Genomic DNA, 24,571 nt, shown 5'->3' with positions numbered 1-24,571 from the left:
GTGATCAGTCCTCTCGGTGTGCGGGCCGGAAGGCGGAGGCCAGAACCGGGTCGGGGACGCCCACCATCAGCAGGTCGTCGCCCGCCTGCTGCAGTTCGATCGTCCGGGCGCGTCCGGTGAAGTCGTAGTCGGTGCCGGTGAGCCGGTCGGTGAGGTGGTGCACGCGCTGGTTGGTGCTGCCCCGGAGGCCGCGGCCGTCGTTGCGGTCGTCGCGGTAGAGCCCGTCGATCAGCACGTCGACGGCGGCGAGCAGTCCCGGTACGCCGGGGTTCGGCGGCCGGTCCCGGAGTCGTTCGAGGCGGTAGCCGGTGAAGCAGATCAGGTCGAGGTCGCGGTCGCGGCGCATCGAGGTGATCACCTCGGTGAGACCGGCGGCCTGCTCCATCGGCTCACCGCCGGAGAAGGTCACCCCTTGCAGATCCGGCTGTACGGCGAGGGCACGTGCCGCCTGCGCCGGTGTCATCGTGGTGGCGGGCCGGTCCGGGATCCAGTTCTCGGCGATGCATCCCGGGCAGCGGAACGGGCAGCCCTGCACCCACAGCACCGAGCGCAGGCCGGGGCCGAGCGCTCGGGTGCCGGGGGTGAGGGCGGCGACGTTGAGCACCGGGGCGTCGATCATCGGGGGTCCGGGACGCGCGGTACGGAGACCGGCGGCAGGGACTGTCCGGCCGCCTCGGTGACGGCGGGCCGGGCGAGGCCGAGGGCGATCGAGTCGAGGTAGGCCGCCTTGGCCGCTTCGAACTCGGCGCTGATGGCGGTGGCTCGTTCGGACGACCGGATGCTGAGTTCCTGTCGTCGTTCGTCCTCGCCGACGACGGTGCTGTGTTCGGTGCCGGCCTGCTCGCGTACCGCCTCGAGGTAGGCGTCCTCGGCTGCCTCCCGGGTCTCGCCGGCCGCCCGGTAGGCGGCGACGCCGGGGTGGTCCTCGGCCAGGCCCAGCATGACCGCGATCAGACCGGACAGCAGCAGGATGAAGGTGAACAGTGCGGTGACCGTCCACGGGTTGATGCCCAGCGCCTGCGCGCCGCCGACGTTCTCGTTGGTCTCCGGGTCGATCTGCGGTGTCAGCAGCGCCTTCTGTCGCAGATATCCGAGCAGGACCGCGGAGGCCGTCCAGATCACCAGCACGGCCGGCACGAGGAACAGCAGGATCCGCTCGTACGGCAGGGTGTGCCGTTTGCGCCACCACACACCGCTCAGGTGCGGTGCGACGATCATCCCGAACGCCACCGGCAGGGTGAACGACCAGAGCAGCAGTTCCGAACGAGCGTGGAAGTACCTGAAGATCTCCAGGTAGATCGGGATCTCGACGGCGCACAGGGCGACCATGATGAACAGTTTCAGCCAGCGCGGCATCGGTGGCGCCAGGTGTCCGCCGGCCGGGCCCATCCAGCCCACGGTGCGGGGCCGTTCCTCGACCGGTTCATCGGTGGCCGTCGCGTCGTCCGGGGTGGACTCCCATTCGAGGTCGTCGTCCCAGTCGCGGCGGACGAGCGGGCCGCGGACACCGGCCAGCACGTCGAGGCCGGCCAGTGTCTTGTCCTCCTGCAGCCGTGCCTTGTCACGCCGGCGCCGTAGTACGTCGACCAGTTCGGCGGTGTAGCGGCGGGCGATGTTCTCGGTGCGGCGCTGGGACTGGTTCTCCGGCACGATCGCGGAGGCCGCGGCGGCGGTGCGGTCGTTCTCCTGCGCCACCGCCTGCCGCCGCCGGTGGTCGAGTTCCTGCAGGTAGGGGAGTCGGGCGGCGTCGGCGAAGGACCATTCGTCGTACTGGCCCTCGTGGGCGGCGCGCCAGCCGGCCCGGGTGGCCTCGCCCCGTACGCCGGGCGGCATGTCACCGGGGTACGGCGGCATCGGTTCGCGTCGTGGTTCTCGGTCAGCGCTCAAAACTCACCTCCGGGTTGCCCGCCTGCGTACTGCCGAACAGCTGGGTCCAGAAGCTGCGGACCTGCTGGGCCTGCTCGCTCGAACCGAGGGTCACACCGCAGTCGGTGATCGAGACCCGGGCGCCGGCGAGGTTCGGCGCGTTCGCGGCCCGCTCCTGGACCGCCTTGGCGATCGCGGCGGGTGTCTTCAGGTCGGTCTTGTAGAGACTCCACTGCGGGGTGTTCTGCAACATGTCGCTGACCACCAGGAGCTGGTAGGTCCCGGTGCCGGTCGGTTTCTGCTGCACCGCGCGCTGGAGTCCGCCCATTACGTCGGAGTACGGATTCTTCTTGGCGCAGGCGAGCATCTCCTGCGCGTTCTTCAGGGCCAGTTTGCGTCGTCCGCCGCGGACGGTCTCGGGGTCGCTGTTGCCGCCGAGGTCCGGGTCGATGTCGACGGTCTTGATGAAGCAGGTGGACGCCAGTGGGGCACTGTCGATCGGGACGAACCCCACCGACCCGCAGCCGTTGTCGAGCAGGAACGAGTTGAAGGTGTCGTCGAGGCGCTTCGCGGCGTCGAACTTGTCGCCCGAGCCGGAACCGTCGATGAGTACGGCGCACGGTGCGGTGAGCCGGTCCTCGGAGCACCCGGTGAGTGCGGTGCCGATCAGGGTCAGGGCCGCGGTGCCGGCGAGCAGGCGGCGGGTGAGGTCGGTCATCAGTGGGCTCCCGTCGGGGACAGCACGGTCTTGATGATGTCGAGGGCACGCGGCAGGGTGCCGTAGTCGTAGAGGTCGGTGATGAAACCGGCCCGCAGCGACTCGCGCAGGGTCTCGACCGGGGTGATGTGGCGCAGGTCGGAGGCGACCTTGAGCGGCTGCCAGGAGTTCAGGTCGAGGACGCGGACCTGGTCGTCGCCCGGGACGCTGATCCGGACGCCGCCCGGGGTGACCTGGCCGTTGCGGGAGGCCTCCCGCTGTGCCGCGGCGAAACCGCGCACCACGTGGTGCGTGCGCAGCACGGCGGACCAGTAGATCTCGATCACCCGGTTGCGGTGCTCGGCGTAGGCCTCGACGTGTAGCCGCTCGGCGTTGACCAGGGCGGCCCAGACGCTCAGTGCCTCCTTGAACCGGGGCAGGTGGGTGGTCTCCCGGTCGCCCTGGTCGTAGGCGCGCACCAGCAGGCAGGACCGCAGCGAGATCTCGTTGAGGAGTCCCTGGTTGCGGGCCATCAGCTCGTGCAGGCGTTGCTTGGCGTACGCCTCCGCGCCATGGCACTCGTCACGGATGAAGGGTGAGGTCGCCGGTGCGCTGCGGCCGTGCTCGTCCACTACGGACGGGTACGGGATGCCGTCCCGGCCGTCTTTCGACCCGGCACTACGGGCGCGCCGGCCGTCCGCGCGGCTGACACGCCTCATCTGCACCGCCGCATCGGCCGGTACACGATTGCCAAAACGAATCTTCTTCGACACGGTCACTCCTTGCCTGCGTCCGCGAGGCGCGGCTTGAGGAAAGAGTTTTACACGCTTTTCAGGGTTCGCCAAATTCAATTCTAATATCGCTCTGAGCTGCGGTTATGTGTCATTCCGGCGACTCCGGGTAATTCGCGGAATGGATCCGTTCCGGCAAATCCGGGAGTTTCCCGGAACGGGCGCATTCCTCGAATCGGCGACGACTTCCGGAATTGCCGGAACGGTGATCCGTGCGATAGAGATTGCTCGGATGCAACGACCGGTGAAAGGAGGAGAACGCTGATGCAGCCCGACCGCACGGTGCTCGATCCCGGAGCTCGGCTTCAGGTCCCGGTGACGATTCGTGACCCCGGCGTGCCGGGTCCGATCCCGAGCCGGCCGGAGGACCACGGCTGGCGGCTGCCCCGACAGTTCGAGGACCGCTTCGCGATCGAGGGCGAGCCGCTGGCCCAGCACGGTGCCGAGGCGGTCGCGGTCTACCGCTTGGCGAAGCGGCGCGTCCTGAAGATCTACGAGACCGGCGCCGGCCCCGCCCGGGAGGTGTGGCAGGCCTGGCGCAACGTCGACTCCACGCACGTCGTGCGGCTGGTCGAGTTCGGACATCTGGCCGGGCACGCCTGGGAGGTGACCCGGTACGCGGGCCACCGGACCCTGGCGGACCTGATCGCCGAACATCCGGACGGGCTCGACCCGGTCCTGGCCCGCGCGCTGATCGCCCAGCTCGCCGAGGCTCTGGGCGCCCTCGGTGAGGTGCGGGTGGTGCATCGTGACCTGAAGCCGGGCAACGTGCTGGTCGAGGACGACAGATCAGGTGTGCCGCAACTGCGGCTGATCGACTTCGGGGTCAGCGCGTTTCTCACCGAACCGCTGATCCAGACGACGAACAACGGCCTCACCGTGCGCTACGCCGCGCCCGAGATGCTGGTGCGCTCGGCGACCGCCAAGTCCGACTACTGGGCGCTCGGCATGATCGCCGCGGAACTGGCCACCGGCCGGCACCCGTTCGCCGATCTGGGCGACACGGCCGTACGCATCCAGATCGTCCAGAACACCGTCCCGGTCGCCGAGACGATGGATCCCCGCATCCGGCGGCTCTGCCTGGGACTGCTGGTCGGCAACCACCACGAGCGGTGGGGTGCCGACGAGGTCAGCCGGTGGATCAACGGCTCGGACATACCCGATGTGCCGCAGCAGCGCGCCCCGGTCGACGACCGCCGGCCGTTGCATTTCGCGGGGGAGGACTACCGGTCGCCCGCGGCGCTGGCGATCGCGATGGTGGATCAGTGGAGCCTGGCGGCCCGGCACTTCCGCCCCGGCGGCGCGGGTTGGGACGAACTCGTCGACTGGGCCGCCCAGTTCGACCGGCCGGGTCATCGGTCCTTCGCCGACCGTGCCGGGCCGCACGTCACCGACCCGGCGCTGCCGGCCGAGGTGGCGCTCGCCCGCATGGTGGCGCGTCTGGACCCGGCGCTGCCACCGCAGTATCGCGGTGTCTCCCTGGCCCAGGAGGACCTGGTGGAGTTGGCCGAGGCGGCGGCCCGGGGCGGTCCGGGCGAGCACCAGGCCATCCTGACCGACCTGTGGGACTACCGGCTGCTGCCGGAGTTCGACGGTGCGCCCGGCGGCCGCGGTCTGGCCGGGCTGGACGCCCGATGGCGGGCCGGTGCCCGGCGTTGGGCCGAGGCCCGCCGGGCGATCATCGGCCGCAACACCGACCTCGAGCCGGTCCTCGCCCGGTGGGACGGACCGCAGCTGCGGGCCTGGCTGCTCTGGGCGGCCGCCGACCCGGCCGGTTCGTTGGCCGCGCTCGACCGGGAACTGGCGGCGACACAGCGGACCGTGCGGGCCCGGCTCGGCGGTGGGCGGCTGGACTGGTTCGACGAGATCGTGGCGGCGGCCATCGACCCGACCGACCGGCTGGCCGCCTACGCGGTCACCCCGGCGGCGCTGGGCGAAGCTCAGCGGACGGCCGACGACGAGACCGAGCGGCGGCACGGCATCCAGGCGCGGCACCAGGCGTGGCGGCGTCGGGAGGCGTGGCGGCGGCTGGATCGCCCGGTCGCTCTGGGCTGGGCCGCGGTCTCCGTCGCCGGCATCATGCTCGCGCTGATCGGCATGGTCATGCTGGCCGACACGCTGCCGTTCGCCGGGGAGGGCGCGATCCTCGTCGCCTGGATCGTGGTGCTGGTGACCAGCGTGTGGCACGCCGTGATCGAGTTCTGGGTCGCGGCGGAGATCGGTTCGCCGTACCACCCGGGTTATTCGCTGCTGCTGGACCTCGGCCGTCGTGGCCGGGTGGTCGGCCTGCGTTTCCGCCGGCGCGGCATCGCCGGCCTGATCGGTCTCGCGAGTGTCTGCGCCGTGCTGGTGGCGGTGCTGATCTGGATGCCGTGGATCGTGCCCGCGGTGAGTGTTCCGGTGCACCTCGCGTCGGCCCGGCGACGGTTCCGCACCTGGCAGATCGATTACCGGCGACGGTACGCCCGGGTGACCGGCGGCACCGACCGGGTGCCCGACGACGACGTTGTCGTCCCCATGGGAGGAAGCAGACGATGAGCGGTGAGAAGGTGGTGGCGACGCAGGTCGCCGCCACGGTGATCCCGGCGGCGGCGCCGTCGATAGGCGTCGGCGCGGCCCTCGCACCGGTGCTCACCGTGGCCGGTGTGGTGGTCGGCGCGGTGGTGGTCGCGGCGGGTGCCGTGGTGCTGACCCGGGCGGCGATGAGCGGGCTGGTGTGGCTCGGCGACAGTCTCGAGGACAGCTACCAGACCTGGGCGGCGCAGCAGGAGAAGCTCGACGAGTGGGAGGCTGTCTACGCCAAGGTGGTGGCCTGCAACGCCCGTTTGAAACGGGTCCGCGGGCGGCTCGCCGACTCCGGTGGCGGTGATCTGCCCGGTCCGATCAGCCCGGCCGGGCTGCCCCGGTTCAAGGTCGACCAGATGTGCGCCGACGTCGAGCGGCACATCCGCCGGGCTGAGGCGACGATGCTGCAACGGGCCACCGACGAGGCGATCAGGCGGATCCCGGCCGGGCAGCGCAACCCGGCGACCGGCCGGCTCGCCGAGCGGTTGCGCACCCGGATGGCCGACCACGCGCGCCGCGGCGCCGTAGCGTCGCCGGTGCCGAGTCCGCCGGTGCCGAGCCGGCCGGTCCGGGGCACCGGCGGCGGCGACTTCGTGCCGATGGTCGAGGCGATCCTCGGCGGCCTCGACCCGGAGGCGACCGCGGCCGAGTGCACCGAGGCCCTGACCATCGCCGGTCGGGTCACCGGCACCGACGACATGACCGCGGCGAAGGTGCAGATGGACGCGCTGTATCTGCGGGTCGGTGAGATCAACCGGGCGGCCGTCACCCGTCGGGCCGACGCCGACCGGGCCGCCCGCTATCTGGAGGGCCTGCGTCCCGACCTCGGCAGCCACGGACTGATCAGCCCGGCTCGGCTCGCCCATCAGGCGGAGCTGCGGCAGTCCCTGGAGGACGTGGTGGCCGGGCGCCGTCGGATGGACGGCACGCTGGCCGGGCGGGCCGAGGACGCGCGGGCCGAGGCCCAGGTGATGGCGGACCAGCTGCTGATCCGGGAGACCTGGCGCGCGGCGCTGGCGGACCTCGGCTACGTCACCACGGTCGAGGAGCCGAAGGCCGGGTCCGGGTTCGCCGCGATGACGGTCCGCCACGCGTCGTGGGACGGCGCCGGCGCACGCGTGGTGGTCGCGAAGGACGAGACCCGCGCGGTGTTCCTGGAGCCGGGCAACGACCAGCAGCTTCTGCAGTGGGCCAGGGACGTGATGGAGATCAACCGCAAGGCGTTCGCCGAGCGCGGGGTCGTCCTGGGCGAGATCCGGCACACCCCGATCGAGGAGACGACCACCGGCAAGAGCACCGAAGAGCGCCGGTTGCAACCGCCGAAGGAGAGGAAACGCAGCCGATGAGCATCGACCACATCCCGGTTCGGAACGGCACCCCGCAGGCCGCGCACGCCGCGTGGCCGGCGTGGCTGCGCGAGATCGAGAACACCCTGAGCGTGCATTCGCAGTACATCCTGCACGGCAACATCCGCGACCAGTACGTGGTCCGCAGCGAGGAGTACCTGTCCTCGATGCCGTCGCTGCTGTGGCAGGCGCTGCGCGGGCAGGGCTACGCCTGCCTGATCGCCTACGACCCGGTGGACGGACTGCAGGTGCTGCCGGCCCGGGGGCCCGGCGCCGACGCGGCCCGCTCCACCGCGCAGCGCCTACTGCCGGGACTGTCGGCCAAGGACCTGTCGCTCGACCAGCTCCGCAAGACGATCACCGCGGTGGCGACCGCGCCGAACGACCGGGTGGGACTGGTCATCGACTACGCCGCCCGGCTCACCCGCAGCCCGATCGACCCGACCGACGACGAACGGAAGTTCTTCCTCGCCTGCGCGAAGCTCGCCGCCACCGCGACCCCGCCGCCCGGTGTCGCGCTCGCCGGGCGGCTCTACAACCCGGTCATCTGGCTGGTCGACTCCGAACGCGACCTCCCGCCCTGGCTCACCGCGGGCAACGTGCAGATCCGTACGGTCGGCATCCCCCACCCCAGCCTCGGCGACCGGATGCACGCCGCCGATCTGCTCACCCGCGACCTGCAGCGCACCGCCACCGACGGCCGTCCGCCGCAGGAGGTGGTCGAGACGTTCGCGGTGGAGTCCGGTGGCATGAGCCTGAAGGCGATGGCGGGCGTCACCCGGCTCGCCAAGGAGCGTGGCATCGCGTTCGAACGGCTGCCCGAGGCGGTGCAGACCTATCGGCTGGGTGTGGTGGAGAACCCGTGGCGGCAGGACACCCTGCGTCGTCGCATCGCCGAGCACCAGGGCCTGCTCGAAGGGCGGGTGAAGGGCCAGCCGGCGGCGGTCGACAAGACGCTGGACATCCTGAAACGCGCCGCGATGGGGCTGTCCGGGGCGCAGACCGGCCGGTCCACCAGCCGACCGCGGGGCGTGCTGTTCTTCGCCGGGCCGACCGGGGTCGGCAAGACCGAGCTGGCCAAGTCGGTGGCCCAGTTGCTCTTCGGTGACGAGTCGGCGTGCCTGCGCTTCGACATGAGCGAGTACGCCGCCGAACACGCCGCCGACCGGCTGATCGGCGCACCGCCCGGTTACGTCGGCTACGAGGCGGGCGGCCAACTCACCAACGCCCTGCGACAGCAGCCGTTCCGGGTGATCCTGTTCGACGAGATCGAGAAGGCGCACCCGTCGGTATTGGACAAGTTCCTGCAGATCCTCGAGGACGGCCGGCTCACCGACGGGCAGGGCACCACGACCTACTTCTCCGAGTCGGTCCTGATCTTCACCTCCAACCTGGGCATCCTGCGTAAGGACAAGCGGACCGGTGAGGTCGTCCAACTGATCGATCCTGGCACGGATTACCACCGTGTCGTCGAGACCGTCAACGCCGCGATCAAACACCACTTCACCTACGAGCTGGTACGGCCCGAACTGCTCAACCGGCTGGGCGACAACATCGTGGTCTTCGACTTCATCAGCCGTACCACCGCCGAACGGATCTTCCGGCTGCAGCTGAGCCACGTGCTGCGCCGGCTGCGCGAGGAGCACCACGTGGACATCGAGCTGTCCCCGGAGATGGACCGACACCTGCTCGCCAGGTGCACGACCAACCTGAACGACGGCGGCCGCGGCATCGGCAACAAGGTCGAGTCGCAGATCGTCAACCCGCTGGGCCGGTTGCTGTTCGACCAGCCGCAGCCGCCGGGCAGCCGGCTCCTGCTCACCGGCGTCAACGCCGGCGACTTCCGACTGGAGCGGCGGCGATGACCGACCCGTCGACCACGACGTACCGCATCTGCAACGACTGCGGTCACCCGGCGGCCGAGACCGACACGGTGTGCCGCATCGACGGGGGTCTGCTCATCCCGATGAGCGCGCCGGCCACCACGGCGGTCGAGCCGACCACCACCCAGGGCGTGCCGATGGACGAGCCGCGCCCGCCGGAGAACGTGGACCCGCAGCCTACGGTCGTCTGCCGCGAATGCCGGACGGCGGTCGACCCGTCGGCCGACCGCTGCCCGAACTGCCTGGCCACGCTCGCCCGCGCCACCATCGCGATACGGATCATGTTCCAGCCGGACCAGTACGTGATCACCCTGCGCCGTGGCGAGCGGATCGTGCTGGGCCGTGACCCGGAGCTGTCCCCGCACGCCGCCTACCTGAGCCGATTCCCGAACGTGTCACGCCGGCACGCCAGCCTCTCGCTCGACAACGACGGCCGGGCCTCGATCCGCGACGAGTACTCGACGAACTGGACGCTGCACCGGTCCGAACGCCTCACCCCGGGGCACGAGAGAGAACTCGGCGACGGCGACCGGATCCGGCTCGGCGCCAGCCTCTCCGGGGAGGTCCGCCTCCTCGCCCACGAGCCGCCGCCCGGCCCGGAACCCACCAGGAGCGACCGTTGAGACCCCTCGGCCCGATCGACCCCGTCGGCCTGGACAAGGCCATCGCGCAGGCGTCCACCGCGTACGCCGACGCCGGCCCGGACACCGTCGCGTCGGCCGCCCACCGGCTGGGACGGCTGTTGCTGATCCGGCATCTGCGGCCGGGCGGCGACCGTGCCGTCGAAGACCGCGATGAGGCGATCCGGCTGTTCGAGGAGTCGTTGAACGCCGACGGGCTCCCCGCCGCCGACGCGGAGATCTCCCACCTGGGCAGTGGCTTGCTGCTGATGCTGCGGGTGATGCCCCTTCCCGCGCTGACCTCTCAGCCGCCGTCCCTCGACCAGCTGGGCATGTTCCTCGGTCTGCAGCCGGGCACCGGGCCGCGGGAACGGGCCGACCTGTCCGCGGCCGTCGCCCACCTGCGGGCGGTGACCGACGGCCCGGCTCCGCATCCCGAACTCGCCGCCATGGCCCGCCCGATGCTCGGCGGGCTGCTCGCGATGCAGATGTCCATGGGTGACGGCGACGTCTCACTCGTCGAACTGATGGCGCTGCTCGGCGAGATCACCACGGCCATGTCCACCGACGATCCGCTGCGCGACCCCGCCTCGATGCTGCTCGGTGTGCTGGCCGACGACCTGACCCCGGCGAACGTCACCGAACTCGAACGGATCGCGCCGCTGCTGCCGGCCGGGGAGATCCGGGCGTTCGTGCACCAGCAGTTGGGGCTGTCGGACCTGCGGCACGGCCCGCCCGACGACCACGGCGAAGCGGTACGCCGGTTCGAGCTGGCCCTGCAGGACCTGGAGCCCACCGACGACCTCTATCCGGAGGCGCTGCGGCGGCTGGCCGGCTCGGTGCTGACCCAGGCCGCGCTGCGCGGCGACGCGGACGCCGTCGACCGGGTCATCGACCTGGCCGACCAGGTGCTCGCGCTGCCCTGCGACGACCCGGTCGTGCGCGGTAGGGATCTGTTCCTACGGGCGATGGCCCGCAGCCTGCGCGCCCACCGCGACGGCGACGCCGACGGCCTGCTGCCGGCGATCGGCGACCTGCGGCGGGCGCTGGACGAGGTCCCGGCGTCCGACCCGCTCGCCCCGAGCATCGTCGGCATGCTCGGGGCCCTGCTCAACGACCGGGGTCTCGCCGGTGGTGTGCTCGAGGACCAGGCCGCCGCACGCGACTGGCTGCGCAAGGCCGCGCACGTCGCCGAACTGCACCGCAAGGCCGGCACCCTGTCCGGTGACGTCGCACCGATCACCGCGCTGAACGCGCTGGGCCGCACCGCCTCAGCCGTCCGGCACGGTACCCCCGAGGAACTCGCCGCGGCCACCGGCGAGCTGCGGGACGCCCTGCGGGACCTACCGGTCGACTTCCCGTGGCGCTCGCGCATCGAAGCGGCCCTCGGACTGGCCGGGCTGGCGCAGGCACTCACCGACGGCGACCGTGACGCGCTGCGGGCCGCGGCCGAGCAGATGACGGCGGCAGCGGCGGGCACCGCGGTGGAGCCGTCCGGCGAGCCGACCCTCCGGGCGCTCGGTGCGGTGGCACTGCTGATCCGCGGCCTGCTCGACGACGACGAGCAGGCTCTGACCGCCGCGGGGGAGCGGTTCGCCGAGGCGGCCGGCACCGAGGTGTTCGGGGCCACCCAGCGGATCGGGGTGTACGGCGCCGGGGCACTGGCCCGGCTGGCGCTGTACGAGCGTTTCGGGCGGAGGGTGGACCTGGACGCCGGCATCGCCGAGTTGGAGCACGCCCGGGAGTTGATCGGCGACCGGCCCGGCTCCGCGGTGGCGGGTACTCTGCTGCACCGGCTCGCCGACGCCTACGACAGGCGCGCCGGCGTCGGCGATCTGGACCGGGCGGTGTGGACCGGGCTGGCCGGACTGCGGGCCCGGGTCGGGGACGTGCTGCTGCAGATCGACGACACCGACGCGCTGACCGTGGCACGAGGAGCGGCGGCGGAGTCGTACCGGGTGGCGTTGCGGTGTTCGGATCCTCGCCATCCGCAGCCGGAGCTCGCCGCGCAGGCGCTGGAACTGGGACGAGGTCTGGCGCTGCACGCGGTGACGTCGGCCGGGCGGGTGCCGGAGCTGCTGACCGCGGCCGGGCACACCGAACTCGCCCGGGAATGGTCGGAGCATCCGCACGAGCGGGTCGCCGGGTTCGGCGGGTTGACCCTGACCGAGCTGACCGAGGTCGGTGAGCCGGTTCTCGGTGGGTACGCGCCGACCGATCTGCGCCGCCGGGTGCTGACCGTCCTGGCCGACACCGACGACGCGCTGCTGCAGGCGCCGGACCCGGCTGCCGTCGGTGCCGCGGTGCGTGAGGTCGGCGCGGACGCGCTGGTCTACCTCGCCGCCGGGCTGATCGTGGTGATCCGGGCGGACGGGTCGGTGACCGCCGAGCGGCTCGACGGGCTGGGCGAGCCGCCCGGCGCGGCCGACGGCGGTGACGAGGCGACGCGGGAGGCCACCGCGACCGTGCCCCGGCGTGGGCACGGCGACGTCGGCCGGCTCTGCGACTGGGCGTGGACCGCCGCCGTCGAACCGCTGTTCACGCTGGTCGCCGACTGGCGTCTGGAGCGCCCGGCCCGGCTGGTCCTGGTGCCGGTGGGTGCGCTCGGCGAGGTGCCCTGGCACGCCGCCCGCCGGGACACCGCAGACGGACTGCGCTACGCCTGCGAGGACGCGGTGTTCTCCTACGCGGCGTCGGCGCGGCAGTTGGTGGACGTGGCGGGGCGGCTGCCGATGCCGGTCGCCGCCGCGCCGGCCGTCCTGGTGAACCCGACGGGTGACCTGCCCTGGTCGGCGCAGGAGGTGGCGCACCTGATGGCCGAGGTCTACCCGAACGCGGCCGAGGTGACCGGCTCGGCCCGCGACGTTCTCGCCCAGCTGCCGGGCATCGACCGTCTGGGCGCGTCGATGCTGCACCTGAGCTGTCACGGCCGGATCGGCGTCCGGCCCCACGCGACCTGTCTGGAGCTGGCCGGCGAGTCGCTGCCGGTTTCGCTCATTCTCGATCAGGCGTACGGGCGCCGGCCGGACGTACCCGGCGGTCTGGTGGTCCTCGCCAGTTGTAAGAGCGACCTGACCCCGGACCTGGCGGACGAGACGCTCACCCTGTCGACGGCCTTCGTGGCGGCCGGTGCGGTCAGTGTGGTCGGATCCCAGTGGGCGGTCGGTGACCGGGCCACCATGTATTTGATGATTATGTTTCACGTATTCATGGCGGCGGATGGAATGTCGCCGGCGGACGCGCTTCGGGCCGCGCAATTGTGGATGCTGGATCCACAAAGGCGTGCACCCGATCTCGTACCAGATCTCCTCGATGGACTCAATGACCCGAACGAGTTGTCCGACGTTGCAGCGTGGGCGGCGTTCCGCCACCATGGGCGGTGAGCCGGAATGGGTACGTCGTTCCTCCAGTACCCCCTCGAAAGTTCGTACACATTCCCTATTCGTAGGGGGTCACTCAGGTGGCCGTGTGCCAATGTGTCGATGTCGTTCAGTCCGGACGACCCCGAAACCGGCACCTGTTCACACCAACCGAGGTGATCTTGTCGTCCGTTCTGGAGGAGTTGCGCGAGACGGTCGCGGTGGTCTGGCGTCGTAACCTGTTCGGCTCCGAGCCGTACCCGTCACGACACTGGACCACCCGGGACAGCTACTACCAGGCCGTCGACGGTCTGCTCGCCGACGCGCCGGGCAGCGCCCTGTCCTGGCAGGAGATCGTCGACGCCGCCGGTGGCTCCCGCACCACCTTCTTCGACCTCGCGAACCCCCGCACCCGTCGTGCCCTGCGCGAGGCGTACGCCGACGCCGTCGGCCCGGCCCGCGACCTGGTCGACCAGCTCAACCGCGACACCAAGACCGAGCTGCTGGTGGACGAGACGAAGGTGTGGAGCTTCTTCCCGCACCGGTCCGGCTGGATGCACCAGCTGGACAACATGAACGACCTGAACCGGACCATGATCGCCGAAAGCCTGGTCCGGGTGCTGCTCGACTGGGCCGGCCGGCAGCCGCACCTGGCCGCCGCGCACGACTACGCCCCGCCCATCTGCGCCATCGAGGATCTGCTGATCGTCCGGCGGGGCGAGCTGCTGACCGTGGACGCGGTGGCCCTGCTGCGCGACGGGATCCGGCAGCGGATCACCCCGCCCGGCTGCAGCATCGAGGGCGTCCTGCACACGTTGCGTTCCCTCTACCGACCGAAACTGCGCACGGTCCCGCCGCAGCAGGAACTCGCCACCGCCATCGACCGGGTCATCAGATACGTCACGGACCCCGCCGAACGGCAGGAGGCGGTCGCTCTGCTGAGCGAGGCGATCCGGGTCCTCGAATCGAAACGGTGACCATGTATCCGCGTACGGGCAACGACGGCGACCACGCCGGACGTATCAGTGGACGACTGCACACCCTGATCGGGGTCGGCGGCCATCCGGACGACTTCCACGCGCTGCTCATCGAGGCGCGCAACAAACTGGGCGCCGACCACACGATCAGTCTCGACATCGAATACCGGTGGGAGGAATTGCGCGACGAGGACCGGTCGGCGCTCGATTCGACATTCGCCTGGAACGAACTGCGAGACCGCGCCGACCGCACCGAACCACCCGAATCCCGCGTCGCCCAGCGCATTCGCGAAAGGTGCCTGCGCCAGACCCGCCGCTGCGGCCGCCCGGACGACCTCGATCGCACCGTGGACCTCTGCCGGGAAGAGGCCAAACGGTGGCCCGACGGTCCGGCGGCGGCCGACCTCGCCTGGGCGCTGCGCGACAGGGCCTGGTTCGGCGGGTACGCCGACCTGACCGACCACGACCCGCAGGCCGACCTCGACGAGGCCCTCGACCTGATCGACGCCGAGGTGGAACTGCGCCGCTCCCGCTTCGACCAGGTGTCGACGATGACCGCTGAGCTGATCCGGGTCGAGGTCCTGCTCGCGCGGGCCACCACCGACCTCGCCGCGGCGCAGGAGGCCCTGAAGTCGATCGTGCCGCTGGCCGACGCCGACGTGCTGCCCTTCGACAACCTGCCCCCGGCGCGGGTGCTGCACGCCGAGGCCCTCGCCGCCACCGGCAGCCACGAGGACGCCGCGGGTCTGGCCCGCCGGGTCTACGCCATGTACGGCAACGTGCACGTCTTCGACCCGGCCCGGCCGATGCTGACCGTCGCCCAGTGCGTCAGCCGCTGGAGCCCGGAGGAGGCGGTGCGGGCCGCGCAGGCGGCATACGGCCAGCGCTGCCAGACCTTCCGGCCGGACAGTCACTACGCGCTGGAGGCCCAGAGCCTGCTGACCACCCTCCGCGCCAAACCGGTGCCCGCTCCGCGTACCGGATAGGCGGTCTGTGCCCGGTCAGACGAAACAGGGTGCTCCGTGCGCCGATCGTGCCCGGGTCATGCATCCGGAATGCCGGGCCGCCGATGTGGACGACCGGATGCCGGTGCCGAATGGTGAGGAGCGCAGGTGGGCATCGCGAACAGAGCGGACGGACGGCCGGCCGCGGCCGGGTCCCGTGAGCCGCACGGGCGTACCCCGAACGGGCCACCGGGCGCCGCGACCGCGATCCCCCGGCAGCGGACCCGGCCCGACCGGGTCCAACGGCTGCGGGAACTCGCCGACAGCGGGAGGCTGGCCGCCACGGCTGCGACAGCCGATCCGGCCCAGCGCGCCGAGTTGACCGGTGCGGCGTACGACGTCGCCTGGCCCATCGTCTACGCCCGGGTCACCCGCCGCTTCGAGTTGCTGCGCGGGCACCCGGTCTGCGCCACCGGTGTGGCGAACCTGGCCGACGAGTGCCTCGACCGGTTCCACGACGACGTCGAAGCCGTCGTGGCCGACCTGCTGCAGCACGCCCGCCGGCCGGTGCGCGGGCTCGAGGCGTGGATCAGCCGGCGTCTGGTCGCGGCGACCGTCGACGGGCACCGGCGTCGCCGTGGCGCGCGCGGCGCCCTGCAACGGCCGCGGGTACCCGGTTGGATCGCCGACGGTCTCGGCCGCGACCCGTGGCTCACCGCGTTGGCGCTGGAGATCCTCACCTGGGTGGGGGTCAGCGTCACCGCGGGCGCCGAGGTGTGGCCGGTGGAGGCCTGGGCGCAGCGTCGGGCGGCGGTCACCGGCGATTGGGCGGGCAGCACCCCGGCCGTGGCGGCGCGGGACGTCGAGACGGTCCTGGCGGTGATCCGCCGCCGCCCGCGGTGGTACGAGTCGTACGTGGAGCGGCCGCTCGGCGCCAAGCAGCCGCCGGTGGCGCTCTTTGCCGGGGAGGTCGTCACCCCGCTGGCGCTCAACGACCCGGACGATCGGATCGAGACCGAGTTGCTGCAGCTGGCGGCCGACGCCGTGCAGGCCGTCGAGGCCCGCCTCAGTGGTGGCGAGCCGGCGGAGAAGGCCGTCGCCGAGGTGATTCGTACGGTGTTCGGCGGTGTGGGCGCGGCCGGGCTGGATCAGGCTCCGCACACGGCCGCCGATCCACTCGGCGACGTCAGCCGGGCGTTGACCGACACGGCCACCATGCAGCGTGTCGTCAGCACGACGTTGTCGATCCTGGGCCGTCATCACTGAGCCGCCCGCCGGGGTCGTGGGTCGGATCGTCGGTGACGTGCCGCTGATCGGCGGCCAGGGCGTCTCGTCGGGCGGCCAACGTCGCGGCGAGCGAGGCGCGGTCCTCGCCGGACAGTGCGGCGCGTAGCTCGTCGGCGATCAGACGGTGCAGTCGCTGTCGTTGCTGCTCGGTGAGCGTCATCGAGACGGCCGGACACCGCAGCGAACGATCATCAGGTCAGTGTGCCTCACCACGACCGTAAACCTCCATCACCGTCACCGCCGACGTCAGCTGAGCCGCGGCACCCGCGTACGGATCTCGTACCGCTGCACCGTCCAGTCGGTCTCCGGCGGTTCGGCGGGTTCCGCGTCCCGCGTCGAGGCGACGAACCCGTCCACCGGCGACAACAGGTACGGGCCGGCCTCGAACGGTTCCTCCGCGGCCACCACCAGCAGCCAGTCGCTCGCCTCACGTCCCGGCACGGGCGGTTCGTCCTTCGGGAGCCGGATCCGGATCCGCCGGCCGAGGCGTGCCGCCGTCCGTCGGCCCGGCCCGATCGGTGCGGGCGGGAACAGGTGGGCGCCGGCCCCGTACCGCGGGGTCAGGTCCAGCACGGTGACGTACAGCAGCCGGTCCGAGGTGTTGTGCAGGTGGATGTGCACCTCCGGGGCCACCCAACCGGACGTCGTCCACGTGTACCGGGCATGGACGACGCCGTCGTCGCCGACCTCGACGACATCGTCCGGACCGGCCGGCACCACCTCGAGCCGGATCGGTTCGCCGAGCCCCGACGCCGGGTTGCGCAGTTCGTCGCGCAGCCACCACCAGCGGGCCATGTGTTCGAGCGCCGCCAGGATCTGCTCCGGCGTGGCGGCCACCTCGGCGCACCGGCCGGTCCGGTCGGTGATCCGCGCACTGACGGGCCCGGTCGCCACCGACAGGGACACCGGCTCGTCCGGGCGGGCGGTCCGCACGTACGGCGAGGGCGGCACGTCGAAACCGGCGACGGTGGCCGGTGGTCGGGGCAGGGTCGTGACCATCATCGGGTACTGCCGGTCCCGGTCCGGATGCCAGCCCTTCGGCGTCACCAGGCTCAGTTCCGGTCGTACCGCGTCGACCTCGACCCGGTCACCGCCGCCGCGGGTGCTGAAGGACAGGCCGGCGGGATCGGCCGGCAGGCCGTGTGCCCGTCCCATGTCGATCTGCCAGCCGTGGATTCCGTAGGACATCACGACGCCGGTGCCGGTCGTGCCCGCCGCACCCCGCAGGAACATCAGGTCGGTCAGCGCGGAGGCGGCCGGATACAGCTGCGGGGACTGTGCGAACGCCTGCCGCTGGGCCAGTTCGCTGCGGGTCGCGGCGAGGAGCGCGGCATAGGTGGCCGCCGGACCGAGCCGTCTCAACGCGCGCAGCAGCGACCAGGTGAACAGGCCGTGTGCGACGCCGTCCAGGACCCGTTCCTCGGCCCGCTGGTCCCGGCGGCAGGCCGACAGCGCCAGATGTTCGGGGCCGTCGGTGACCGGGCCGGTCGTCGGTGGCGTCTCCGGCAGCAGCGTGCCGACGTCACGGGCCGGGCCGGGCGGCACCACCCGCCACCGGGAGCCGACCTGGCGGGTGCCGCCCTCGGAGTGGCAGGAATCCAGCACGACCGCGACGTGCCCGGCGCGGGCGGAGATCACGTCGAGCAGTCCGGACAGCTCCTTGTCCCACAGATCCGGGACGCCACCGGTACGGCTGTCGTGGCACAGCAGCGTCTGGAGCATGCCGGTGCCCTCCACCGCCCACGCGCTCACCGGCGCCGGGGCCTGCGAGCCGTGCCCGCTGAACCAGAACAGGGCGGTGTCGTCCGGTCCGGCCTGGCCCAGATGGGTACGCAACCCGGCCACCACCGCGTCCCGGGTGGCCCGCTCGTCGTGCAGCGTGAGCGGGGCCAGGGTCACGCCGTCGCGGAGCGTGGTGGTCAGCATGGCGAGCACGTCGACCACGTCGTTGACGCACCCGTGCAGGCCCGGGACCAGCAGATCCGGGGCGGCGTACCGGTCCACGCCGACCAGCAGGGCGTAGATCGTGCTCATTGGGTCGTTTCCGGCGCCACGTAGAGCCAGCACCGTTCGTGGAAGCCCTTGTCGGGTAGTTCCACCGTCATCGCCGTCAGCTCGGCGGGTGCCGGTGGCCCGTCCCCGTGCGCCAGCACGTCGCGGTAGAGCATGTCGGGTACACCCAGTACGTACCCGGCGTCGGTGTGCTCGGCGAGCGCGTGTCGTAGCGGCGGGCTGTCCAGGATCCGGTGGACCGCGATCGGGGCGGTCCCGATCCAGCCGTTGCGGCCCTCCTTGATCAGACCGCGGTGCAGAGCGACCCGCAGCCGGATCCGGTCGGCCGGGTCGGCGGCGGCGTTGATCTCGTGCAGGGCGGCCGACAGCGCGGTCAGCAACCGGGGGATCACCACGGACTCGTCCACACCGGCCGGCAGCACGGTGAACTGCCCGTCGCCCTGCGGCTGCGGCCGGACCTGCTCCTCGCCGATCCCGGCGGCCCGGCGGGCCTGGGCCAGCGACTCGACCAGTTGTTCCTGGATCCGTTCGGTCTCGTCGTTGCGGCGCCTGCTGTATCCGGCGACGTCGGCGGCCATGCACAGCCGTACCGACGCGCCGGCCGGTTCCGGCGGTTCGCCGGGTACGAGCGGCTCGGTGAACTCCACCGCCTGCCGGACCTCGGCCGACTGGCGGGCCCGGCCGGTGGTCACCTCGGCCTGAACCGTGATCAAGCCGGTCACCGCGGTGCCTCCGGCCGGGACCTCCACCGTCGCGTGCATGCCGAAGTTGCGCGGGATCAGCAGCTCACCGGTCGGATCGTCGTAGATCCAGCCGAACGACGGGGACTGCACGCCGGTGGCCCATGCCCGGGGTGCGCCGGTCCGACCGGTCAGTCGCCGCAGCCAGCCGGGCCGGGCCCGTGCCGCCCGTACGGTCCCGGCGGCGACCGCCGACGCGGGATCCCCCTCGAAGGTGACGCCCAGTGAGTCGCCGTCGTCCAGGCGTACCGCCCGTGCTCCCGGGGTGGTCAGGGTGACCTCGAACCGTGCCGCCGTGTAGCGCCCACCGGCCGGTGGCAGATCCAGGTCGAACGCCAGCAGCATCCCCAGGTATCGGCAGCCGGTGGCCGCGGCCCGGGCCGCCCACGGGCCGGGCAGGTCTCCGGCCGCGATCGGGTACACCAGCGGGTGACCGCAGCGCACCCCCGCCACCGGTACGGCCGGACCGCTGTCCGGATCGCGGCTTTCCGTCGCGATCAACGGTCGGTGGCCGAGCACCTCATCGGCGTGCAGATCCTCGATCATCGGTTCCCCTCCCAGACCCGTCTCTCTCTGACGGACGTCTTTCTCTGACGGACGGCTCTCTGTCGGATGGCTCGCTCTGACGGACGGCGACCGGTCCGTCAGAACAGGAGTGCACGGATCGATCGGACGGAGGACCGGGTGAGCGATCAGGACGCGGTGGTCGCGCGGTACGCCGCCATCGCCGCCGCAGTTGCCGGGCACGGCGACCTCGACGCCGCGGTGCGCGACTTCGAACAGCTGCCGGACGGGGCGCCCGGCCGCGCCCGGCTGGCCGCCGGCCTCATCGAGGCGATCTTCAAGACCGGGACGGTGCCCGGCCCCGTGCCGACCCGGGCGATGCCCGGGCTGCTCGCGGCGGCCGACAGCGATCCACCGGCCACCCCGGGCTGGCCGCGGACCCGGGTCGCCGCCGAGGTTCTGCTGCTCGCCCAGCCCGACGAGGATCCCGCCGGCAACCTGGAGCGCCTGGAGCGGCTGGCCGCCGAGCACCCCGACGACGCGGTCCTGCAGCCACTGTTCACCTCGGCACGGACGGCACTGCGGTTCGCCGTCGGCGTCCGTCGCGCAGATGCCGGGGCGATGGTTCACCTGCCCGAGGAGATCGCGGAGTTCCTGGCGGGGCTGCCTCCACACCTCGCGAATCAGCCCGAGGCCGCGGTGCTGACCCGCATGGCAGGCATGCTCGCCGACCGGCGGTACGACCCGGCGGTCATCCAGCACACCATCGACGCGCTCCCGGACGGACCGGTCCGGGCCGCGTTCGACGAGGCGTCGCCCGGTCTCGCCACCTTCGCCGGCCTGATCGACGACGACTCGCCCCGACCCTCCGACGAGGAGATGGCCGCGTTCGTCGCGCACAGTGAGCGGCCCGGCCTGGCCCCCGCCGACCGGGCCCTGCTGCACAGCCAGGCCGGTCTGACCGCCCTGCGAGCGGGCCGCGAGACCGACCCCGCGCGCCTCGAACTCGGCCTCGACCAGCTACGCAAGGCTCTCGCCCTGATCGGCCCGGACGACCCGATGCGTGTCGTGCACCTCGGCACCCTGGCCACCGCGTTGATGCACCGCCACGAGCTGTCCGGCGACGGCCGGGCGCTGCGCGAGGCGGCCGGGATCGTCGACGAGGCCCGGGCACTCGCCGGTGGGCCGCACCATCCCCAGTGGCAGATCATCAGCGAGATGGCCGGGCAGATCGGCCGCCACCTCGGTGACCGTCCCGCAGCGCACCTGGTCGCTCTCGACGGGCTGCGCGGCCGGGTCTGGCAGGTGCTGGTCCAGCCCGACCTGGTCGCTGCGACCGCCGCGGTACGCGATGCCGGTGACGAGGCGATCGAGGTGGCCCGGCAGTGTCTGGCCGCCACCGACCCGGCGGCGGCGATCACCGCGCTCGACGCCGGGCGTGGTCTGGCCCTGTTCGCCGCCACCGTGACCGGATCGCTCGCCGACCGTCTCGCCGAGGCGGGCGAGATCGCGCTCGCCGACCGATGGCGGGTCGCCGCGTCGACCGGGGACCCGGCCGCCCTGCCCACCGAGCTTCGCCGCGATGTGATGACCGCGTTGAGCCGCACCAGCGCCACCGGCGGGCTGCTCGACCCGCCCGGGTACGCCGAGATCCAGCAGGCGCTGACCGACCTCGAAGCGGATGCGCTGGTCTACCTGGTGCCGGGGGAGAGGGTGCGGCCCGGGCATGCCGTCATCGCGCCGGTGGTGGGACCGCCGAGCTTCCTCACCCTCCTGGGCCTGACCGCCGAGATGGCACCTCGCATCGACGAGTACCTGACGGTACTGAGCCGGCACGTGGTCGATCGTGAGCTCGACGACGCCGAGGAGCAGGACGACGACGAACTCACCGAACGACTCGCCGACATCGGCCGCTGGGCGTGGGACGCGGTGATGCGGCCGCTGATCGAGACGTACCTGCCGAGGCTGCCCGCCACCGCGGGCCGGCCGTACCGGATCGTGCTGATCCCGATGGGTGACCTGTCGCGCGTCCCGTGGCAGGCGGCCCGGCGAGGCGACGGCCGTTACGCGGTCGAGCTGATCGCCGTCTCGCAGGCGGCCTCGGCGCGGATGCTGGTGCGCTCGGCCTCTCTCGCGCCCGTTCCGCGGTCCGGTACCGGGTTGATCGTCGGCGACCCGGAGGCCGGCGCCCGGGTGCGGGCACTGCCGGCGGCACGGCTCGAGGCGTACGCGATCCGCCAGTTCTTCTACCCCGGCGCCCGCTACCTGGGCCGCCGTCCGGACGGCACGCCCAGCCGCAGCGGCGGTGGCACGTCCGCTGAGGTACGGTCCTGGCTGACCACTCCCGGGCCGGTCTCCGGGGGCATGCTGCACCTGGCATGTCACGGGTTCGTCCGTACCGGCGGACCACGCGCCACCGCCTATCTGCAGCTCGCGACGGACGAGCGGGACACCGGCCAGCTGACCGCCGAAGAACTCATCGCACTGCTCACCGCCGTACCGGAACGTGCCCTGGGTCTTGTCGTGCTCGCCGCCTGCCAGACCGGGTTGTCCCTCAGCGGTTTCGACGAGGCGTACAGCCTCGGCACCGCGTTCCTGGCCGGCGGCGCCCGCACCGTGCTGTCCAGCCAGTGGAACGTCCCGGACAGTGCCACCTCGGCGCTGATGTTCATGGTGCATCGCAATCTGCGGGTGGCCGGTCGCCCGCCGTGGGCGGCGCTGCGGGACGCCCAGCTGTGGATGCTCGACCCGAAGCGGCAGATCCCGGACGACATGCCCGCGGTGCTACGCGACCGGCTGGCCGGGGCCGACCTGGCCGCGGTCGCCTCGTGGGCCGCGTTCGTCCACGGCGGCCGGTGACGACCGAGAGGAGCCAGGGATGTCCGACTACGAGAGTCTGCGTGGGCAGGTCGAGAAGGGTGCCGAGCTGACCAACCGGTACCTGCGGGCCGGGCCGGGGTCGGCGGGCGCACGCCAGTACCTGGACGAGGCGATCGGTGTGCTGGAGAAGGCCTACCAGCGGGTCGATCCGGGTGAGGAGCTGCGCGGGCAGGTCGCCGCGCAGCTGGGATGGCTGTACGGCATGCGGCACCTGCTGCACGGTGGCGACCCCCGGGACCGCACCACGGGCATCCACCTGCTGGACGAGTCACTGGGTTTCCCCGGGCAGTCACCGGTGCTCAGCGGCGGGTCCCGACTGGTCCTCGGTCAGCTGCTGATGGCCGGGGCGACCGCGATGATGACCTCGCCGGGGGCGTTGCTGCCGGGCCGCCCGGCGGGTGACGCCCGCGACATCGACCGGGCGATCGCCCTGTTCCGGGAGGTCGCCGACGGGCCGCCGGTCAGCGCGGAGCTGACCTCGTCGGCGCGGACCCTGGTCGAGGTCGCCGAGCTGCTGCGCGGGCTGGTCGGCGGTTCCGGCGGCATGGATTTCGGACGGCTCGCCCAGATGGTCACGGCGATGCAGAGGCTGCAGGAGCAGATGCGTGGCCGCGGTATGACGCCGCCGCCGATGCCGGACATCCCGGCCTTCGTCCCCGCTCCCCGTAAACCGCCGGAGACGCCCGCCACCCCCGCGCCGCCGGGGACGCCCGCCGCCTCTGGGCCGCCGGGGACGCCCGCCGACCCGGATCAGGCCGGGGAGCCGACGGCGCAACCGGCGAGACCGGGGCGGCCGTTCGACGAACGCGACCGACCCGACATCCCCTTCGACCCGGGCCGTGTCGCCGTAGTCGACGGCCCGATCCCGGCGGGCGGCCCGGTGCCTCGCCCTCAGCCGGACCCGATCCCCGCGACACCCGCCGCCGAACTCCGCACCCTGATGCGGACCGGCTCGCCGACAGTCGACGAACAGGTCGCCCTGGCCGCCGCGACCGTCGAAGCTCCCGGCAGCCGACCCGCCGACCGGTTGACCCTGGCCGTCGCCCTGATCGCCCGCCATCACCACGACGGCGCCGAACCACCGGACGGCCTCGGTGACCTGGACGCCGCCGCCCGCTGCCTCGAACGGATCGCCGCCGACCTGCCCGGCATGCCCGCGGAACAGGTCGAGCGTGCCCTCGGTATCGCCGCCGACCTGCCCGGCGCCGCACCTCTGGAAGCGGCCTTCGCCGAGGTCGCCGCCGCGATGCGGGACGCCGGCCTCAAAGCGCTGGTCTATCCGTCGAGGGCACTGACCGCCGCCGGAACCTGGGAACCGGTCGTGCCCGGCGCCGACTGGACCGGCCGGGTCGCCGCCACCACGCCGATCACCGGTGACGCGACGGTGTCGCAGGTCCGGACCGCCGCCCAGCTGCTCACGCTGATCCGCCGCGGCCGCCGCCCGATCGCCGAGGCGGCGGTCTTCGTCGCCAACCCGCGTGCCGACCGGGAAAGCGCCACCGTCGACGTGCTTCGGCTTCGGCGGGCCTTCTACCCTCGCTCGACCGGCCTGGGCCACACGATCGAGCAGAACCACGGCGAGGCGACCCCCGCGCAGGTCATGGCGCACCTGAACGCGTCGGTGCTGCACCTCGGTTGCGGTGTCACCGTCGAGGGTGCCCTCGAACTGGCCGACGGCACGATTCTGACTCCGGCCACGATCGCGGTGTCCGCGTCGCCGGGTCCGGGTGGCGTGGCGATCCTGCCCCCGACACCGGCCGCCCTCGGGGCGCTGGCCGAGGCCTTGCTGACCGGCGGGTTCACCTCGGTGATCGGCTTCACCGCGGCCGTCGACGATCGAGTGGCATCACTCGTCTACTGGATGTTGCACACCGCGCTGGTCGACGACGGGCTGGAACCGGCCGAGGCGGTCGCGGCGGTCCGGTCCTGGCTGCGCGACCCCCGGCGTAAGCCGCCGGAGCTGCTGGCCGCCGAATACCGGGGCATCGACGCCGCCGTCGACCTCAGCGACCCGGCCTGCGCCGGAGTGCTGGTCTGCCACGGCTGTTGATCCGAACGCGGGCCGGCTCGGTCCGGTCATCGGTCGGCGCTGTGACCCG

The 24,571-nt window shown here is 72.4% G+C and carries 17 protein-coding genes; 10 read left to right on the top strand and 7 right to left on the bottom strand.

What is annotated here, in order from left to right; translation table 11 throughout:
* Window positions 1-4: 4 nt before the first annotated feature.
* The 4 genes from Q0Z83_RS22470 to Q0Z83_RS22455 are packed head-to-tail and all read right to left on the bottom strand — an operon-like array spanning window position 5 to window position 3,282.
* A complete protein-coding gene (locus tag Q0Z83_RS22470) occupies window positions 5-619 on the bottom strand; it encodes a 4Fe-4S single cluster domain-containing protein (RefSeq protein WP_317795935.1) in 615 nt (204 codons plus the stop codon).
* On the bottom strand, window positions 616-1,887 hold the full coding sequence (locus Q0Z83_RS22465) for a hypothetical protein (RefSeq protein ID WP_317795934.1): 1,272 nt from the start codon (window positions 1,885-1,887) through the stop codon (window positions 616-618). Before Q0Z83_RS22465 ends, Q0Z83_RS22470 begins: the two co-directional genes overlap by 4 nt.
* On the bottom strand, window positions 1,877-2,584 hold the full coding sequence (locus Q0Z83_RS22460) for a hypothetical protein (protein ID WP_317795933.1): 708 nt from the start codon (window positions 2,582-2,584) through the stop codon (window positions 1,877-1,879). Before Q0Z83_RS22460 ends, Q0Z83_RS22465 begins: the two co-directional genes overlap by 11 nt.
* On the bottom strand, window positions 2,584-3,282 hold the full coding sequence (locus Q0Z83_RS22455) for a hypothetical protein (RefSeq protein ID WP_317795932.1): 699 nt from the start codon (window positions 3,280-3,282) through the stop codon (window positions 2,584-2,586). The genes Q0Z83_RS22460 and Q0Z83_RS22455 overlap by 1 nt, the downstream gene beginning before the upstream one ends.
* Window positions 3,283-3,618: 336 nt before the next feature.
* Between Q0Z83_RS22455 and Q0Z83_RS22450 the strand changes: the two genes are divergently transcribed.
* The 8 genes from Q0Z83_RS22450 (at window position 3,619) to Q0Z83_RS22415 (ending at window position 16,314) form a co-directional block, all read left to right on the top strand.
* A complete protein-coding gene (locus tag Q0Z83_RS22450; protein ID WP_317795931.1) occupies window positions 3,619-5,892 on the top strand; it encodes a protein kinase domain-containing protein in 2,274 nt (757 codons plus the stop codon).
* Window positions 5,889-7,265, top strand: a complete 1,377-nt coding sequence (locus tag Q0Z83_RS22445; RefSeq protein WP_317795930.1) for a hypothetical protein — start codon at window positions 5,889-5,891, stop codon at window positions 7,263-7,265. The genes Q0Z83_RS22450 and Q0Z83_RS22445 overlap by 4 nt, the downstream gene beginning before the upstream one ends.
* Window positions 7,262-9,130, top strand: a complete 1,869-nt coding sequence (locus tag Q0Z83_RS22440; protein WP_317795929.1) for an AAA family ATPase — start codon at window positions 7,262-7,264, stop codon at window positions 9,128-9,130. The genes Q0Z83_RS22445 and Q0Z83_RS22440 overlap by 4 nt, the downstream gene beginning before the upstream one ends.
* On the top strand, window positions 9,127-9,771 hold the full coding sequence (locus Q0Z83_RS22435; RefSeq protein WP_317795928.1) for an FHA domain-containing protein: 645 nt from the start codon (window positions 9,127-9,129) through the stop codon (window positions 9,769-9,771). Before Q0Z83_RS22440 ends, Q0Z83_RS22435 begins: the two co-directional genes overlap by 4 nt.
* Window positions 9,768-13,151: a CHAT domain-containing protein gene (locus tag Q0Z83_RS22430; RefSeq protein WP_317795927.1), complete on the top strand. Its 3,384-nt coding sequence runs from the start codon at window positions 9,768-9,770 to the stop codon at window positions 13,149-13,151. The genes Q0Z83_RS22435 and Q0Z83_RS22430 overlap by 4 nt, the downstream gene beginning before the upstream one ends.
* Before the next feature lie 158 nt (window positions 13,152-13,309).
* On the top strand, window positions 13,310-14,104 hold the full coding sequence (locus Q0Z83_RS22425; protein WP_317795926.1) for a hypothetical protein: 795 nt from the start codon (window positions 13,310-13,312) through the stop codon (window positions 14,102-14,104).
* Complete coding sequence (locus Q0Z83_RS22420; protein WP_317795925.1) at window positions 14,101-15,090, top strand: hypothetical protein; 990 nt, start codon at window positions 14,101-14,103, stop codon at window positions 15,088-15,090. Before Q0Z83_RS22425 ends, Q0Z83_RS22420 begins: the two co-directional genes overlap by 4 nt.
* A gap of 126 nt (window positions 15,091-15,216) precedes the next feature.
* Window positions 15,217-16,314: a hypothetical protein gene (locus tag Q0Z83_RS22415; protein ID WP_317795924.1), complete on the top strand. Its 1,098-nt coding sequence runs from the start codon at window positions 15,217-15,219 to the stop codon at window positions 16,312-16,314.
* Here the strand turns inward: Q0Z83_RS22415 and Q0Z83_RS22410 are convergent.
* The 3 genes from Q0Z83_RS22410 to Q0Z83_RS22400 form a co-directional block, all read right to left on the bottom strand.
* Entirely contained in the window at window positions 16,277-16,495 is a 219-nt protein-coding gene (locus Q0Z83_RS22410; RefSeq protein WP_317795923.1) for a hypothetical protein, read from the bottom strand. The two genes, Q0Z83_RS22415 and Q0Z83_RS22410, sit on opposite strands and share 38 nt — an antisense overlap.
* A gap of 86 nt (window positions 16,496-16,581) precedes the next feature.
* The gene (locus Q0Z83_RS22405; protein WP_317795922.1) at window positions 16,582-18,369 is read right to left on the bottom strand and encodes a caspase family protein; all 1,788 of its coding nucleotides are present in this window, start codon (window positions 18,367-18,369) and stop codon (window positions 16,582-16,584) included.
* The gene (locus Q0Z83_RS22400) at window positions 18,366-19,634 is read right to left on the bottom strand and encodes a hypothetical protein (RefSeq protein WP_317795921.1); all 1,269 of its coding nucleotides are present in this window, start codon (window positions 19,632-19,634) and stop codon (window positions 18,366-18,368) included. The genes Q0Z83_RS22405 and Q0Z83_RS22400 overlap by 4 nt, the downstream gene beginning before the upstream one ends.
* Before the next feature lie 138 nt (window positions 19,635-19,772).
* Here Q0Z83_RS22400 and Q0Z83_RS22395 point away from each other — a divergent pair, with 138 nt between their 5' ends.
* Both Q0Z83_RS22395 and Q0Z83_RS22390 read left to right on the top strand, forming a co-directional pair.
* A complete protein-coding gene (locus tag Q0Z83_RS22395) occupies window positions 19,773-22,451 on the top strand; it encodes a CHAT domain-containing protein (RefSeq protein ID WP_317795920.1) in 2,679 nt (892 codons plus the stop codon).
* A 19-nt stretch (window positions 22,452-22,470) separates the two neighbouring features.
* Complete coding sequence (locus tag Q0Z83_RS22390; RefSeq protein WP_317795919.1) at window positions 22,471-24,522, top strand: hypothetical protein; 2,052 nt, start codon at window positions 22,471-22,473, stop codon at window positions 24,520-24,522.
* Window positions 24,523-24,571 lie beyond the last annotated feature (49 nt).

This window comes from Actinoplanes sichuanensis, assembly GCF_033097365.1.
Lineage (GTDB): Bacteria > Actinomycetota > Actinomycetes > Mycobacteriales > Micromonosporaceae > Actinoplanes > Actinoplanes sichuanensis.
Note: the sequence above shows the minus strand (reverse complement) of the source record. Positions and strands in the feature narration are given on the sequence as shown.